The sequence below is a fragment of the Spirosoma litoris genome, from assembly GCF_054776755.1.
Genome location: NZ_BAAHBI010000020.1, coordinates 157,797 through 175,081 on the forward strand (window position 1 = coordinate 157,797; position 17,285 = coordinate 175,081).

Here is a 17,285-nt window from a genome sequence, read left to right on the forward strand (position 1 = left end):
ACCTTCACAAAGGTGCTAAGTTGTTAGCTTGCGTCTATGATTTTATTATTGATTACGGCCTTTGTTATTGGCTATATCCTCATTACACTCGAACACTCAATCAACATTAACAAAACGGCAACGGCACTCATTACGGGCGTCGTTTGCTGGGCTATCTATGCTTTAATGGCTACCCAGCCCGAAACGGTTGGACATCACTTAGCCGAAAGCTTGACCAACACGGCCGAGATACTGTTTTTTCTGCTAGGAGCTATGACAGTGGTGGAGTTAATTGATGTTCATGACGGATTTACGCTAATTACGGATCGGATTGCCAGTCGTAATATCCGAACCCTGCTCTGGATCATTAGCTTACTCACATTTTTTTTATCCGCCTTACTGGATAACCTAACTACGGCGATTGTGATGGTAGCGGTTACCCGAAAGTTGGTGCGAGATACCGACCAGCGGCATATTATGGCCGGTATGATCATTATTGCGGCTAATGCAGGAGGAGCCTGGTCGCCAATTGGCGATGTGACTACAACAATGTTGTGGATTGGTGGACAAATCACTACGCTTCACATCATGCAATCGCTGCTTTTGCCCAGCCTGGTATCGATGCTGCTGCCACTAATTATCCTTAGCCGTTCGCAACCGAACGTTCAGGTCAAAATAGCCTCACAGGGGGTTAGCCGACCTTATGTGACCCCAGCGGTACGACGTGACCGTCGGACGATGTTGGCTACCGGATTAGGGGGCATGCTTTTCGTACCAATTTTCAAGACAGTTACCCACTTGCCTCCCTACATGGGTATGATGTTGGTGCTAGGCATGATTTGGGTAGTCTCTGAATTGATCCACAGCGATAAAGATGAAGCCGAGCGACAAAAATTTACGGCGGCCTATGCCCTCAGTCGAATTGATGCGCCCAGTATCCTATTTTTCCTGGGAATTCTTTTGGCCGTTGGCGTGCTGGAGGCAACGGGCATTTTACATAATCTGGCTGGATCGTTAAACCTGGCAATCGGTAATCTGGACGCGATTGTATTCCTGATTGGTATTGTCTCCGCCATAGTCGATAATGTTCCTATTGTGGCTGCCACTATGAGAATGTACGACTTGCAAACTTATCCGGTCGATGACAAACTTTGGGCATTTCTGGCCTATTGTGCGGGTACGGGCGGTAGTTTACTGATCATAGGGTCGGCAGCAGGAGTAGCCATTATGGGTATGGAGAAACTGACTTTCGGGTGGTATTTGCGAAAAATTAGCGGGCTTGCGTTGGTGGGTTATGTGGCTGGCGCGCTGGTCTATCTAATCGAATTTGCACTGATAAATTAATCCGAAAATCGTCTGCGTGAGGGTATTGTCGTTTACTAGACGATGCTTTACCTTTGAAAAAGACATAACCTAAACATCATGAAAAAGATAAAAATACTGACCGGCATACTGCTTGTTTTGGGGCAACTAGCCATAGCCCAGACGGCACCAACGGCTGATGACGTGATCAACAAATACATTGAGGCTATTGGAGGGAAAGAGACCTTGATGAAGGTGACAGACATGACGACCAATATGTCGTCGGATATGAATGGCAACTCCATCATCATCACCCGAAAACAGAAATTGCCCAATAAATTTTCGATGGTAATCAATGCCAACGGAATGGAAATAATGCGCCAAGTTGGCGATGGTGAGAAGGTTTTACGAGGGGGTATGCAGGGCACCAATACGATAGAGGGAACAGAAGCGAAACAGATGACGGCGATAAACACTCTTTTTCCAGAATTACATTATGCCGAAAATGGCGTAACCAGCACGCTCGTTGGTACCGAAAAAATAGATGGCAAGGATACCTATAAACTGAGCCATGCATTGGCCGATGGGAGAGGTACCTGGACGGATAATTTTGATGTAGCAACGGGCCTGAAGGTACAGTCGATTGCCACAAACAAATCGCCGAGGGGCGAAATGACCACCACCAGTGTCTACTCCGATTATAAGGATACCAACGGCATTAAGTTTCCAATGAGCATTACGCAGACATCACCACGTGGCCCCATGACCATGTCGGTCGATAATGTGAAGATTAACAAAGGAATAAAAGACTCAGAATTTTCTACGAAGTAGTTTAAGAAAGAGATATGCGTGTTGTCAGGTTTATAAACCTGACAACACGCATATCTACTATAGATGGCCTAAGATTGCCGGAATGGCTTCTCGACGGTCAAATTGACAAGCACAAAACCCGTTTCGCCCCGAAGCATCCGCCCGCGCATCGTCAGTTGGCTTATTGTGGTTAACGTTCCATTGCTGAACCACCAGGCGGTATATAGAGTCTGGCCTCTTTTTCGCAACTCCCCAACATAAGCCGGGTGCCCATCGACTGCCGTTTCCCGAACCCGGCGAAGTTCATAACCGCTGCCCTGCCAACAAGCCATCGGGCTATGATCAGCACTAAACCAGTCGGACTGTGGTTTTAGATAGAGTAATAAGCCTGGTTTGGAAAGCTGAATAAATCCGTTGGCAAGAACTTTTCGTTGGCAGCCAGACTCATAAGTAGAGCCAGTACCTGGAGTCGATTTAGAATTTGTGCTGATTTCGACCGGCTTATTGTTTGGTAGAGCCGCTAAAGCTCTGATGCTAAGACCAACCACTACTAACCCGAAGCTCCAGCTTGCTGGTTTTAACATGCTAGCGGCTAACTCCAGGGATGAGTTTTGGGACTCTACCTGGCCCATTCGTTGTACAAGTAGACGCGCCAGCCACCAGGTCGGGAGCCATGTATAAACCAGCACACAGGCTAAGCCGATGCCTTCATGTTCCCAGGTGCCAGGCATGGCTCCTAATGCGACCAATAACACGATTCGAAACAAATTGCAGAAAATAGTTAGTCCAAAAACGGCTGACTGATAGGGTATTATCCAACCCATGTAGACCTTTTTTTGCTGTTCACGCTCTTGCCAAATTAGCGCGAACAGCCCAACCAAAAGCGATATACCAGTGAGTTGTAGTCCCATACAGGCAGGGTCAACAGCCATTTCAATAGAACCAAAGTCTCGGATGGTTTTAATAAGAACATTGCCCTCTACCTGCACATGCAGACCAATTAATCGAAGCAAACTACCTGCCCAAGTGCTGAGTTGCAAACGAATTGGAAACGAGAACAGGGCAGAAAGGTAACGTAGAACAGGTGAGAGTAGGCATAAGGCCACTAACCGGCCCGTCCAGCGGCTTCTGCCTACGCTGCCTGGCCACCAAGCGTAAACTAGCAGCAACATTGCCAGTAATGTGGTCAGATCAATGAAGAGCATATCTCTTTCGCCAAATTAGCCATCCAATTAAATTCGCCAGCATAATCAACAAGGCCCATTCCTGAGGTTCGGGTACAGCTCCTTCTTGTTTCAGGGTGGCGTTTTCAAGGCCTGAATTGTCCTTTTTGATGCCAAATCGATCGTAATCAGCAGCCGTTTCGAGAACAACCAAACTCGATATCGGCGATACAATATGAGCCTGTTGGGCTTCCTGAATGAGTGCTTCTGTTTGGTAGTTCTTGGCAAAATACTGTCGCCCAATCTGGTGTAATAATCGATTGTATGTAAATAAGCGAGCAAGATGGTCTGGAGCTACCGACGCCTGGTCTGGTTGGCTGGATGTTTCGCGAATGGCAATCCCGGCTTCGGGCAACTCGATAACGTCTGGTTCATTGGTTTGGCAAGGGAACTCGTGACTGTTGACATGCTGAGTCAAAATGAAACTATAGCCTGTTGTCACGTTTAGCACGCTGAGTTCGGCCAAGGTTTTTAGGTAAGGCGTAAGGTTGTTTGGCTGATCATCTGATTGATAACAAAATGTACGGATAGGCACTTGCTGTTTCGCTAATTGTCCCAGATTGTCGGCAAACGGGCTATTCTTTAAGTCGCTCAATGTGAGCGACATATCTGTGCTTTTCGTGATGAGTAGAGCCGTTGCCGGATTCTGAATCCGATAAATTGGGAACAGGCTAAATTCTTGTTTATGGAGTCGTTTATAGGTTGGTTCCAGTTCTGTTTCTTCAAGCTCTTTTAATCCATCATCGAATACCCAAGCCCGACAGTTTGGTTGCCTTTGAATCATCTGAAAGGCCTCTTTAAACTCACTTTGACTCCACGATTTGTTCACGTCCAGATACACATCAGTAGGTATAAATGGCTCATTTTCTGGTGTTAGTAATTCTGTTTTATACGCCTTATTGTTGAGTATAAAGGCATCGGTAGATAAATTCGGCGCGTCGAATACGAGTTGCCAATCAGCATTGTAACGGCCCTGATGCGTAAGCGTTTTGCCTGCTAATGTTTCCCACAACCAGGGCGTTCGCAGGGTGGTTGGAGTCGAATCAAAATCGACATGAATAAGCTCTTTCGCCGAACTCGCATCCGGACCTTCGAGATAAGGGACTTGATAAATCAACTGACCTCTAGTAAACTTTAGGGGCGATGTAATGCCTAGTTTTACGCGTCGATCTTCACCAGCCCGGCAGGGAAATACACGCACAGTTACCCGATTTCCCTCCTGCCAATACACGACTGATGGATCTCGAGCGATGATTTTTGATTCTACGTTTACAATTCTGCGATAGGCTGAATCGGCTTTGGCAACGGTTGTCAGCCGTGCTGGCTCCTCGCGATCGTTAACCCAAAGTGACATAGACGAAACGACCGAACCCGGTGGCATATGAAACGTAAGCAGGGCTTCTTCTGTGGTGTTACGTGCCTGATTCCGAATCCGAAATGTTTGCTCTGTATAACTCATCCGAAATTGCGGCCAGATACGCACCTGCGATACAACATCCTGTATTGCCAAGTGCCGACCCGTCCAGAACTTCTCTTCTGAACCATGTCGGTTACCCGTAAGCACCTTTAACAAGGCTAACTGGTCGGCATTGCTTAATAGATCGATAGGAAACAATTGCGAAGCAATAACGACCAGCGGGTCATGTTCGCGCACATCGTCGGAAGCGACCAGCCCACCAAAGCCCCAATTACTGTCATCGAAAAAATGACCCTGTGCATACACTCGATTACTTAACAAAAGCCGATTGGTAATCCAGCCAGATAAAGTGCCGTTGTGTTTAAGTTGTTGAGCAATAAGAACCCAGTCGGGGAGATCGCTGGTTTTTCGGATGGTAGCTTCCAGCCGCGTTTGCTCCATACAGTTAAGGTCGCGAATCCAGCCGCTCAGAAATAAACCGATAGCTAGAAGCGGTACAGATAATCCAATGCTAATACCAAGTCGCAAATGTTCTTCGCGTTTTGCATCCTCCCACAATCGTTTTCCAAGTGCAATCGCGAAAAGGAGTGGTACAAACGTATGAACGGATAAACCTAACCCAAGTAGTAATGGTATACTAATAATGTACAGTTGACACACGTAAATAGCCATATACGCAAACAACCACCAGCCAACCGCTAGTACAGCATAAAGTAACTGCTGCATCCGAACGGTTAGCGATTCTTTCCAGCTATACAGCACCATAGCTACTCCAACCAAAATGAGTGCCCAACACAGCCACGAAGTCGATTTCTGAAAGACAGACATGTTGCGGTTCAAGGCGTAGGCACTGATGAGCCATAGCAACAAACCCAGCCATCTTGAGTGACGGCCTTCGGGATACTGCTTCCAGTGGAAATGAAGAATATTGCCCGTTATTAACATCAATGAGAAGAATAAGGCCAGGGCGTAATGCAGCATAAACAATACATTGTTCATCGAACTTTCCTTACGCGTTTCAGAAAAGTCATACACCAAATACGCTCCCCCCGAAATCAATAGCAGAACAAGTCCTAAACCAAATGTTGAATCTCGGAACGGTTCCAGTAGACGAGATCGAGGAGATACAGGCAGGCTATATTCGGTGTTATCTGTCTGTGCGCTTGGTAGTTCAGAACCAGCTTTCAGTTGATTGTCTTTCGTTTCTATTTTCATAAAAGTACTTTGTTTTACAAAGTCAAAATGATAAAAAATAGCGACATAGGGTCTTACAAACACTGTTTAAGGTTTGTGTTATAGGCAAGTAAGGGTACTGTGCAGGATTGGTTTACATATTCTTAATAAACGCTTCTAAGGCATTCAGGTGATCCGTAAATGCCTGTTGGCCAAGTGGTGTTGCCGAGTAAGTGGTATTCGGTTTTCGCCCAATAAACTGCTTCTGTACAGCTACATAGCCCGCTTCTTCCAGCGCACGAAGGTGCGTGGCCAGATTGCCATCGGTGAGGCCAAGCAGTTCTTTCAGTGCATTAAAACTCAGGGAGTCATTGACCATCAGAACCGACATGATGCTTAGCCGCGCTTTGCTTTCAAAGGCTTTGTTAAACTGAGCGAGCAGGTCGTTATTCATGCAGTAGTACGTTCATATTTGTAGTACATGGCCAGGCCGTACACAATGTGCAAGACCCCAAAGCCAAGTGACCACGTCAACAAGTTATAGCCCGGCCAAAACACCGACAGCAGGCCCAGTATAATTTCGCAATAGGCTAATGACTCAACATCGCGAAAGGTGTATTTGCTGCCATTGTACAGCGCCAGCCCATAAAAAATAAGCGTTGCCGGAAAGGCCAGCCAAATCAGATTATAGAAAAGGAGGGCAAGGCAAAATATACCACCTGTTGCCAGCGGAACAGCCATAGCCCAAAGTAACCGCTGAGACGATTGATTCCAAACACGCTGGCCATGTCGTCGCGCTTTTCGAAGGGTGAAATAGGTGCCCGCTAGCAGCGCGGATACAAGCACACCAGCCGCTACACTGATTAAAAACTGCCGTTGATCGTGATAGTTTAGTTGAGTAGCGCCTGTTGAATGTCCACTGTCAGTAAGTCGGGTTAAGAAACTTGTCTGCAAACGCATGGAGACAAGAAAGGCTCCGATCAGGGCAATTACTCCCGCCGATACGCCCGATAAGCCACTCAATGACAGGAATTTAGAAGAGCGCTCCATCAGGCTACGGATTTCCGTCAGCGTTTGCAGGTGTTCGCGGGATTCGTGCATAGTCTAAAGAACGAAAGTGTAGAAAGAGTAAACGTAACTGAATAATGAATGACTAATTTATTGAAAGGATTCCAGAAGCCGCCCGCCAAGGATGATTAGACCGACAATCACGGCCACAATAGCTAAAATTAATACAGCCCCTGATGACATATCTTTAATCGCTTTTATTTGTGGATGCAGCCCCGGCGACACAAAATCACATAATTTTTCAATGGCTGTATTGAAGGCTTCGGCAGCCCAAACCAATCCGATTTGCGTTAGAATAATGGCCCATTCAGTACGGTTTAGATGCAAATATAAACCAGCTACAACAACCAGCCCGGCAATCAACAGATGTACTTTTGCATTATTCTCGAAACGGAACAAATCCAGAATACCTTGCCCGGCAAATCGAAAACTGCGGATGACTTTACGAAAATCAATCATTGGGCAAACATACTATTAAAATAAGCGTACTGGGCGTCTGGTTATAGTTTGTGTGGCTTTTCCTCGTGCTCGGCATACCAGTAAAAAGCTACATACAAAACAATCAGAACAAAGCCGTAAGCCAGCGTAAGTTTTATGCTCAAATGGTCGTGATAGACATGGGCAATAGCCGAGGTGAGTGCAGATAGATTGGTCAATATATCCCAGCTATTCCAGCGGCCAACACGGCCCAGATAAATGCCAAATCCCGACAAAAGCTGGCAAATCAGCATCAGCCCCCACGTTAGCCATTGCCCTAGTAGTGGTCGGAGCATTCGGTGAACCAGCAAAATGGAGTATAAGCCGATCAATAAGCCAGTTAATGCAAAAAGGAATATCGTCATGGTATCGAACCAGAGAAGAGGGTGGTCGATATTTTTGATGTGGAACAGATCGGTAATGATGTAGGGCGCATTGGGCAGAAACGCCAGCCACAGGAACAGAGCGCTCATTAAAAGCCATCGGCTTCTAAACCACGACGACGGGCCGCCCGCTGCTCGTAAATCGCGAAGAACCAGCACAACGCCCAACGGAAACCACGCCAGAAACAGGTTCCAGGTTAACATGACGAAGAACCACCAGTTGTTGGTTAAAAGACCACGGGTTATCACTAGAGTTAGCCCCGCTATCGTTAAAAGTGTTAGGGCCCGAAGGCCTTTTCCCGTCTGTGTGTCGCGGATTGGTGATAAGTCCGGGCTATACGGTGAAGCGTAGTGTGTTTGCATATATAAAGTACTTTGTTTTGCAAAGTAAATGAATAAAAAGATTGACAATCAAGAAAATCAGCTAAAATATTTCTATCGGTTCAGAGCGGCTTGGATTTGTTGCCGAAACCAGTTGGTTTGAACGAGGTTTTTTTGAGGGATTTTTCCAAGAGCAGGATCTATTTTTTCATGCTGCCCTTTCATGCTGAAAAACTTATAAAAGCGCTCAAAGTCATCACTTTTAAAGTCATCGACGATGCTGTCAGTAGCTTTGTAGTCTAATTTAGGATCGTTTTTGAACTCTTCATATCGCTGTCTTGAAGATACCAGAGTGGGCAGAATATAGTCTACCCGCTCGTTTTTCAAACGCCGAATTGCATCCTCATAAGTTTTATAATTGAACCAACCTAAGTTGAGTTCTTCAATGTTTTTAGGGTGATACAAATAGTTCTCAAAACAGTAGTAAGTCAGGATGTGATGATTAGGGTACTGTTTATGGAGGTAGTCTATTTCTGAATCTGAGATGAAATCACGATCACGTATAGAGCTATAAGCTAAGTCTCGTTTAACCTTTAAGAAAACATCAGCTGAGTTATTGACACCAACAAAAATGGTGTCTGAAATGGCTAGTAAATTGTAATATTGATCATTCTTGTTCTCACAAAATACTAATTTCTTTCCAGTCATTAAGGCAAGTAGAGTTTCCTTAGGTACAGCAATGTCGTACACATCTAAGCGCTCCTTGGGTTCAGGAAACAAGGTCTGAGGCTGGTCGAAATCCAGATCGTCGAAATCAATAATTACCCCTTTTTCATACTGTCGGACATAGTCGATAAAGCCAAGCGAGTGCGAAGCTGTCCAGAGTTGACAGTTTTCTGGAATCCAATTTTCAGTGATTTCTTTAAGCAGGTTGAATTGTAATTTGGTATTCAGATGGAGATCTATTTCATCAAAAAAATAAACCGTATCCGTAAATTGATCTCGACGAACGAGCAGATTGAAGAGTATATTGAAAATCTCTTTCTCCCCTGCGCTTAAATAATCGTATGATATTTCGGATTCTCCCTTTCTAAAATTTACCTGAGTTGCCTGTCCTTCACCAGGTGGTATAAACTCAATAAGCGATAGTCTGTTAGTTAGCTGGGAGTCGAAAATGCGATCAAAAGCTTGATTTATAGGCTCTACATATTTATCCTTTATTTGTTGAGCAGAGGCTCCATTCCTGAAAATCTCCTGGAAAATTTGCCTTGATATACGGTCTATATCAGCTTCAAACCGATTATCGCGGTCAATAAAAGTACGAGGCCTGTCTGAGTCGGCTTCGATTGTAGATACACTGTTCTCTTCTGATTGACGCCGGGTTAACCTGGCAACTTGCCGAAAGCTGGTTCGGCCATAGAAGGCTTTGTCTGATAAGTTACTAATAGATATAGGTGATTTTGTCTCTTCAAATCGAGATGATTCTCCTTGATTGTCTTCTATAAGGATAGTGGTTTGTGAGTCATTACGCTTTTTCAGAGAAGAAAGGCTGCTCAACAAACTTTGCATAGCGCCTTTATACTGTGAACCACTCTTTTGATGGATATGCGTTTTTGATCCTGTGTTTAAAAACTCAAACGCATCGAATACCGACGACTTGCCCGACCCATTGGAACCAATAAGTAAAACCAATTTCGCATTCGTAGGAATGCCATCAATGGTTAAGTCAGTAAAGCGTTTGAAGTTCTGTAGTTCTACCTTTGTGATGTACATAGTACAAAGTTGAACAATTTCAATAGTTTTTGAATAAGTGTTTTGTGTAAGTTTACACCATGACCTTTTCTGAATTACCCTCTCGTCGTCAGGAACAACTGATGGCATTCAACCGGCTGCTGACCATCATGGACGAACTGCGCGAACAGTGTCCGTGGGATCGAAAACAGACGATGGATACCTTACGACATCTGACCATCGAAGAAACCTACGAACTCTCCGATGCTATTCTGGATAAAGATCTTCCGGAAATACGGAAAGAGCTGGGCGACATTCAATTACATCTGGTTTTCTATGCTAAAATTGCTTCTGAACTAGAAGCCGGGTCGCCGGACCGGTTCGATATGGCTGATGTGCTGAATAGCGTTTGTGACAAACTCATTAGTCGGCATCCGCATATCTATGGGAACGTGGTCGCCGAAACGGAAGAGCAGGTAAAAGCCAACTGGGAACAGCTTAAATTGAAGGAAGGCAACAAATCGGTGTTGGGGGGCGTACCCGGCTCGTTACCCGCTCTGGTAAAAGCCATGCGTATCCAGGAAAAGGCCCGTGGCGCTGGTTTCGACTGGGACGAAAAACAACAAGTCTGGGAAAAGGTAGAGGAGGAGATGCAGGAGTTCAAGGCCGAGTTTAATGCTGAAAACAACGAAGCAATTAACCATGAGCGAGCCGAGGGCGAGTTCGGGGATCTCTTGTTCTCACTGGTCAATTATGCCCGTTTCATTGATATCAATCCCGAAACGGCTCTCGAGCGTACCAATAAAAAATTCATCAAACGATTTCAGTACCTGGAGGAGCAAGCTCGTGTTAATGGCAAAACGCTGAATGATATGACATTAGCTGAGATGGACGTGTACTGGAACGAAGCAAAGAAAGATATATGATGTAGGGTATATGAAATATTCTGACCCTCATACTTACTATATCCTATATCATACATAAATTATGCGTATAGCCTTTATAACAGACATACATATTGGTGCTGAGGGCGAAAAGATGCAGGGTGTTGATGTCCGGCAGAATTTTCTGAAAGCCCTGGAGTTCGTGAAAAGTCTAAAACCCAATTGTTTAGTTGTGGGGGGGGATTTGTGTAATGTACACGGCGATCGGTCTATTTACGAGTGGGTGAAAAAGCATCTGGACGACTTGCCCATTCCGCATTACGTGATTGCAGGTAATCATGACGACCCTGTTATGTTGGCCGATGTGTTTCAAAAAGACCACGATCTGCATGATACTGAGTTGTATTATGCATTGCCGCTTGAGGGGCGTCCGGCTTTGTTTTTAGATTCATCGAAAGGCGAATTTTCGACGGCCCAGTGGACTTGGCTGCGCGATTATTTAACGGCATTGCGCGACAACAATGTGCTGATTATGATGCATCACCCGCCCCTTCCGGCCGATGTAGAATTTATGGATACCAAGTATCCCTTTCGGCAAAGTGATGAATTCCTTGAGCTAGTCCACGAATTACCTTGTCATGTAACGGTTGTTTGTGGCCATTATCATGTCGATAAAATTGTGCAGCGGGGTAATCTGCTGGTGTTGCTTTCGCCGTCAACTTTCTACCAGATGAGACAGGATACTTCGGAATTTGCCGTTGATCATTACCGTATCGGTATCCGCGAAGTTAACCTTACTACACATGGCACGACAAGTGCGGTGTATTACATCTAATCTGAATTCTGCTGAGAAAATTAGTTATTGCCCCATCTTCATTGCAGAATACCCGAAGCCCTTTACACATCGTTCTGCCAATGATGGAACAGTTTTACGCACAGGCTAGTAAATATCCGGGTATCTGGCTCACTTTGTTAGGTTTATGGCTAATTAACCCGGTTCGGTCATATGCGCAGGTTGAAGTAGAAACTGCCCGAAAATACGTGCTTTCTACCCTAGAGCAGCAAAAATTAACGGCTGCCGATGTGAATGGGCTTGTCGTGTCAAGCGCCTATCGGTCGCCCACCACAGGTTGGTATCACGTTTATTTTAATCAGGGTTATCAGTCGGTAGAGGTATATAATCGGGTCATGAGTATTGTTCTGATCGGTGGTCAGGTGGCTGCTCTAAATCACAATTTTATTCCTGGTATCAACCTTTTACCGAGAACGAGCGCGCTAAAAGGCGCGATTACCCCGTTCGACGCTTTGCGGAAAGCTACTGCCAATGTAGGACTGTCTTCCGCTAATTTGTCGCAAACGCAGGCACCGATAATTACAAAGCTAACCGATGGGACGCTTACCAAAAGCACCTATTTAATTCCCGATCTGTCTGACGAAAAAATTGATGTAAAGCTGTACTGGCTTCCGGTCGAAGCTGATCAGAAAGGGCAGAAACTCGTTGAAAAACTGGCGCTTACCTGGAATGTACGCTTCCTGACAAAAGATGCCAGAAACGGTTGGAATATCCATGTCGATGCGTTTTCGGGCGAGATACTTAAGAAAAAAGATGACATCGTTCATTGTAACTTCGGCATGCCTAACCACCTGACCTCCCCTCATAATTGCCCCAGTTCATCGGCTTATTTTGGATTCAGAAAAGAGAGTTTGTCGCCCAATGGCTATACCGTTTTTGATTACCCGCTCGAAAGTCCCAATCACGGTTCGCGTACGGAGTCGGTCAATCCATACGTACGATTTGCACCCACGGGCACCGGCCCCGGAGCAACGAATGGCTGGCATAACGATGGTAGTGTCGACTATATAACAACACGGGGAAATAACGTTTGGGCACAGGAAGATACCGATAACGATAATGGGGTAGGAGCTAGTCCTTCATCGGCCACGCTGGAATTTAATTATCCTTATGCACAAGGTTTAAATACAGCTACGAGCAATCAGAATGCAGCCATTACCAATCTATTTTATTGGAATAACCTGCTTCATGATGTGCTGTGGAAATTTGGTTTCGACGAGCCAAGCGGCAACTTTCAGAACAACAATCAGGAGCGTGGCGGGCTTGGCAACGACTATATATTTGCCGATGCACAGGATGGGGGTGGTTTGGACAATGCCAATTTTTATGTACCCGAAGATGGAGTAAATGGCCGTATGCAGATGTACCTCTGGAGTAATGCGAATACGTACCAGCCAGATGGTGATTTTGACAACGGCATTATTTCGCACGAATACGGGCATGGTTGGTCAACTCGACTGACAGGAGGGCCAGCCAATTCAGCCTGTCTGCAAAACGCTGAGCAAGGAGGAGAGGGTTGGAGCGATTACCTGGCGTTGATGATGACAACCCCCTGGTCATCGTTGAGTGCCAATGTTGCCAGCGCTAATCTGCCACGGGGAATAGGCACGTATGCCAGTGGAGAGCCGACCATCGGACTGGGTATCCGCCAATATCCCTATTCCTACGATATGGCCAATGTCAATAGCGCTGTTACGTATGCCAAAGTAGGCGATACGGATTTCTCGATACCGCACGGAATTGGCACCATCTGGGCTACCATGTTGTGGGATATGACCTGGGAAATTATCTTGCAGGATAACCAGATTACCGCTAACATCTACGATATGCCCACCAGCGTAACGGCTATGCAGGGTAACATAGCGGCCCTAAAGTTGGTGACCGAAGGCTTACGTTTGCAACCCTGTAGCCCCAGTTTTGTAGAATCTCGCGATGCTATTCTACAAGCCGACCAGCTTTTGTTTGGAGGGCGGTATCGATGCGCTATTGGGCGGGCTTTTGCCCGGCGGGGTTTGGGAGCTAATGCCTCAACGGGAGTCTCATCGGACGATCGGATTGTGATTGAAGACTATACCCTAATCGGGGGAAATACACTCAGCTCACCAGCAACGGCAACCGCCTGTTCAGGATATTCATTTACCTATACGGCCACCTCAAGCACAACGGGCGTTAGTTTTAGCTGGACACGTGCTGTTGTAGTTGGCATCAGTAATACCAGTGCGGTGGGTAGTTCGGCGATAGTCAATGAAACATTGATCAATACAACCGATCAGCCGATTACTGTTCGTTATGTCTTTTCGATAAGTCCAAGTGGTTGTGGAGCGGGTCCCTCACGTTTGCCAGTTGATGTTATAGTCAACCCCGTTGTAACTCCCATTGTCGGCTCGTATTCGGTTTGCCAGAATGCAACCGTACCTAGTGATGGAGGCCTCATCGTGCCAATTGCACAAACCAATACAGTTACCCGAACGCTATCAACCAGTTCGCCAACGTACATACGTGCTTCGGGAGATGACGTGACTAGCTACACGGCTGGCCGGTCAGTTTATTATCAGGCATTCACGTTTACAGCGCCTTCGAGTGGTACGCAAACGTTTGGCATTACATCGGCTACCCTGAGTGATAGCTATAATGATACTTACTTATCATTGTATCAAACATCCTTTAATCCCGCAAGCCCAGCTACTAATTTTCTGCATGGTGATGACGATAGTGGTCCTGCCTATCTGTCTCAGCTAACGCATTCCCTTACGCAGGGCGTAACTTACATCCTGGTTGTGGCTACCTATTCTAGCAATGTAACAGGAAGCTTTACTTTACAGGGAAGCGCCCCTGTTTTTTTTACGGGCACCCCAACCTGGTTTACGAGCCTTACGAGTACTACGCCAATAGCTGTAATTCCGACATTCAATCCGGTAGGGGTAGCGGGCTCCGGCATTCCTAATACAGCCACGCCTGGTACCACAACGTTTTATGTGTCAACTCCCGAACGAAGTGTCTGTCGTGTTGCTACTACGTTTACCATTTTAAGTACCGCTCCGCCCGTTGTTACCAGTACGAGTACAACTATTACGGCTGGTAGTTCAATAACACTCAATGCCACCGGTTGTACAGATACAGGCTCCGTACTAAAATGGTATCAGGCTGCCGATGATGCAGCGGTTAGTATGCCTGTTTCGCCAACCGGCACCACCCAATACTACGCCCGCTGTGAGCGAACGACGGGTACTAAGGTTTGTCTGAGTGATAAAAGTGAGAATGCGACTGTAACAGTAGTTGCCCCCACGGGAGTCTATTCGATTAGAAGCGGCAACTGGAACGCCCCAACCACCTGGAATTGTACTTGTATTCCTGATGGAACGCAACCTGTTCAGATTATGAACGCGCACACGGTTACATTGCCAAACGCTTATACAGGACTGGCTAAGGGAATCCAATTTTTGGGAAGTGGGAAACTCCTTCAGGAAGGCACTGGAAAGGTTATGATTGGAAATTAAGGCCAGAGAAATCGTAACCTCTCTGACCTTAATTTGCTTACCGAGCTGAGTAGTTCGGGGCTTCTTTCTGAATTGAAATATCGTGCGGATGGCTTTCGCGAGCGCCAGCCGTCGTGATCTTTACAAATTTAGCTTGTTGTAAAGTCGGAATGTCGATAGCACCACAGTAGCCCATACCGGCTTTCAAACCACCAACCATCTGATAAATAATCTCGGCTACTTTACCTTTGAAGGGCACCCGACCCACAATGCCTTCGGGAACGAGCTTCTTGATATCGTCTTCTGCATCCTGAAAATAACGGTCCTTCGAACCATCTTCCATGGCTTCTACGGAGCCCATACCCCGGTAGGTTTTAAACCGCCGACCTTCATAAAGAACTACTTCGCCAGGCGCTTCTTCGGTACCGGCCAGCAGAGAACCAATCATCACGGTGCTGGCTCCACCAGCAAGTGCCTTCGTAATGTCGCCGGAGAACCGAATGCCACCGTCGGCAATAACGGGGACACCTGTTCCCTGTAATGCTTTCGATGCTTCGTAAACGGCCGTTAACTGTGGCATGCCAATACCCGCAATAATGCGTGTAGTACAGATACTGCCCGGTCCAACACCAACTTTCACGGCATCGGCACCAGCATCGGCCAGGGCTTTGGCCCCCTCGCCCGTTGCTACATTACCGGCAATCACCTGTAGTTTAGGAAACTGTTCTTTGATGCCGCGAACAGCATCCAGAACGCCTTTCGAGTGGCCGTGCGCCGTATCAACACTGATCACGTCGACGCCCGCTTTAACGAGGGCTTCAATGCGTTTGGTAAGATCATGTGTAACGCCAACAGCAGCACCTACGCGTAACCGACCCAATTCGTCTTTACAAGCGTTTGGGTGGCTCTTCTTCTTCAGGATATCTTTGTAGGTGATCAGGCCAACCAGGTGATAGTCGTTGTTGACGATAGGTAGCTTTTCAATCCGATGTTGCTGGAGAATACTCTCGGCTTCTTCAAGCGTTAAGCCTTCTCGTGCCGTAATAAGGTTATTCTGCGTCATAACGTCGGTGACCGGTTTCGACATATCGTGCTGGAAACGCAGGTCACGATTAGTCAAAATGCCAACGAGTTTGCCCGATTCATCAACAACTGGAATACCGCCAATCTTAAACTCGCGCATAATTTTGTGCGCATCACCCAATGAAGCAGTTTCGAGTAGGGTGATAGGATCAATGATCATTCCACTCTCCGAACGTTTTACCTTGCGGACCTGTTCGGCCTGGGCTTCAACGCTCATATTTTTGTGGATAATGCCAATTCCGCCTTCCTGCGCCATGGCAATAGCCAATGCCGATTCGGTAACGGTATCCATTGCCGCCGAAATAAGCGGAATGTTTAAACGGATGTTACGGGTAAGCTGGGTAACGGTTTGCGTATCGCGTGGAAGAACCTCTGAATAGGCGGGCAGCAGCAGTACGTCGTCGTAGGTGAGAGCCTCGTAAAGGAACTTACTGGTATCTAAGCTCATGAGCAAATAGCAGGTTGTGTTATTTGCCGGGTAAAATTACAAAAAAAATCTGAATTGCAGCGGCAACCCAGCAGGATTTTTTGATGAAAATGATTTTTATGATTTTGTTAATTCATAACGATTGAAAACCTTACAACTTGGCTATTACTAACAAAGAGTAAGTCATTTATGGCTAAATAAATCATAAAAATCAGTTCAATCAGACGAATCCTGGTTTAGAAAGAATCCAGCTTTATACTGATAGTCTTGTCGTGGTTGCCAACCGTGAACTGACAATCTTTGAACTTGGGAGCTGACATTCGGGGTCGAAAATTATTGCTAAATCCGTAGGGTTCTTTAGGAATACCAAACATCCGCTTATCCAGTACCCCATTGTCGTTTTCATCATGAAAAACCGCTACGGCATACTCGCCCGGTTCAATTGAAAAGGTTGTTTGTGTGCTCGTTCCTTTTATTTCAGTTTTTTTTCCATCAATTGGCTTACCGTCAGGAAATCCACTATTCGGTTTATAGATCGCAATATAAACAGACCCTTTCTGAGAACGGATATTGTGAATGTCAATGGTTAAAGTCGCTTTCGATGATGAAATGACAGGACTATGACCCGGAGAAAAGAGAGTAAGAATTGAAAGCAAAAAGAACATAGACAGAGCGTTT

At 46.1% G+C, this 17,285-nt stretch carries 14 protein-coding genes; 5 read left to right on the forward strand and 9 right to left on the reverse strand.

What is annotated here, in order from left to right:
• Positions 1–36: 36 nt before the first annotated feature.
• Positions 37–1,323 carry a sodium:proton antiporter NhaD gene (nhaD, locus tag ACYVGR_RS12875; RefSeq protein ID WP_460957166.1) on the forward strand — a complete coding sequence of 429 codons (1,287 nt, stop codon included), beginning with the start codon at positions 37–39 and terminating at the stop codon, positions 1,321–1,323.
• A 78-nt stretch (positions 1,324–1,401) separates the two neighbouring features.
• Complete coding sequence (locus ACYVGR_RS12880) at positions 1,402–2,112, forward strand: hypothetical protein (RefSeq protein WP_460957168.1); 711 nt, start codon at positions 1,402–1,404, stop codon at positions 2,110–2,112.
• Between the two features lie 68 nt (positions 2,113–2,180).
• Here ACYVGR_RS12880 and xrtN read toward each other — a convergent pair whose 3' ends face one another.
• The 7 genes from xrtN to ACYVGR_RS12915 all read right to left on the reverse strand — a co-directional run bounded on the left by xrtN (position 2,181) and on the right by ACYVGR_RS12915 (position 9,926).
• Positions 2,181–3,296, reverse strand: a complete 1,116-nt coding sequence (gene xrtN, locus ACYVGR_RS12885) for an exosortase N (RefSeq protein WP_460957170.1) — start codon at positions 3,294–3,296, stop codon at positions 2,181–2,183.
• Positions 3,283–5,946 carry an XrtN system VIT domain-containing protein gene (locus tag ACYVGR_RS12890; protein ID WP_460957172.1) on the reverse strand — a complete coding sequence of 888 codons (2,664 nt, stop codon included), beginning with the start codon at positions 5,944–5,946 and terminating at the stop codon, positions 3,283–3,285. Before ACYVGR_RS12890 ends, xrtN begins: the two co-directional genes overlap by 14 nt.
• 112 nt (positions 5,947–6,058) lie before the next feature.
• Positions 6,059–6,358 carry a winged helix-turn-helix domain-containing protein gene (locus tag ACYVGR_RS12895; protein WP_182457170.1) on the reverse strand — a complete coding sequence of 100 codons (300 nt, stop codon included), beginning with the start codon at positions 6,356–6,358 and terminating at the stop codon, positions 6,059–6,061.
• The gene (locus ACYVGR_RS12900) at positions 6,355–7,005 is read right to left on the reverse strand and encodes a hypothetical protein (RefSeq protein ID WP_460957175.1); all 651 of its coding nucleotides are present in this window, start codon (positions 7,003–7,005) and stop codon (positions 6,355–6,357) included. Before ACYVGR_RS12900 ends, ACYVGR_RS12895 begins: the two co-directional genes overlap by 4 nt.
• A 57-nt stretch (positions 7,006–7,062) precedes the next feature.
• Positions 7,063–7,431 (reverse strand): diacylglycerol kinase family protein, encoded by a 369-nt coding sequence (locus tag ACYVGR_RS12905; RefSeq protein ID WP_460957177.1) that lies wholly within the window; start codon positions 7,429–7,431, stop codon positions 7,063–7,065.
• A 41-nt stretch (positions 7,432–7,472) separates the two neighbouring features.
• The gene (locus ACYVGR_RS12910; protein WP_460957179.1) at positions 7,473–8,195 is read right to left on the reverse strand and encodes a DUF1361 domain-containing protein; all 723 of its coding nucleotides are present in this window, start codon (positions 8,193–8,195) and stop codon (positions 7,473–7,475) included.
• Positions 8,196–8,267: 72 nt separating this feature from the next.
• Positions 8,268–9,926 carry an AAA family ATPase gene (locus ACYVGR_RS12915; protein WP_460957181.1) on the reverse strand — a complete coding sequence of 553 codons (1,659 nt, stop codon included), beginning with the start codon at positions 9,924–9,926 and terminating at the stop codon, positions 8,268–8,270.
• Positions 9,927–9,985: 59 nt separating this feature from the next.
• Here ACYVGR_RS12915 and mazG point away from each other — a divergent pair, with 59 nt between their 5' ends.
• The 3 genes from mazG (at position 9,986) to ACYVGR_RS12930 (ending at position 15,118) form a co-directional block, all read left to right on the forward strand.
• Entirely contained in the window at positions 9,986–10,810 is an 825-nt protein-coding gene (gene mazG, locus ACYVGR_RS12920; protein WP_460957183.1) for a nucleoside triphosphate pyrophosphohydrolase, read from the forward strand.
• A 61-nt stretch (positions 10,811–10,871) separates the two neighbouring features.
• The gene (locus tag ACYVGR_RS12925) at positions 10,872–11,603 is read left to right on the forward strand and encodes a metallophosphoesterase family protein (RefSeq protein ID WP_460957185.1); all 732 of its coding nucleotides are present in this window, start codon (positions 10,872–10,874) and stop codon (positions 11,601–11,603) included.
• 80 nt (positions 11,604–11,683) lie between these two features.
• Positions 11,684–15,118: a M36 family metallopeptidase gene (locus ACYVGR_RS12930; protein WP_460957187.1), complete on the forward strand. Its 3,435-nt coding sequence runs from the start codon at positions 11,684–11,686 to the stop codon at positions 15,116–15,118.
• 37 nt (positions 15,119–15,155) lie between these two features.
• On the opposite strand, the gene guaB is transcribed toward ACYVGR_RS12930, so the two are convergent.
• Complete coding sequence (gene guaB / locus ACYVGR_RS12935) at positions 15,156–16,628, reverse strand: IMP dehydrogenase (RefSeq protein ID WP_460957189.1); 1,473 nt, start codon at positions 16,626–16,628, stop codon at positions 15,156–15,158.
• A gap of 215 nt (positions 16,629–16,843) precedes the next feature.
• A complete protein-coding gene (locus ACYVGR_RS12940) occupies positions 16,844–17,272 on the reverse strand; it encodes a DUF2141 domain-containing protein (protein ID WP_460957191.1) in 429 nt (142 codons plus the stop codon).
• Positions 17,273–17,285: the final 13 nt, after the last annotated feature.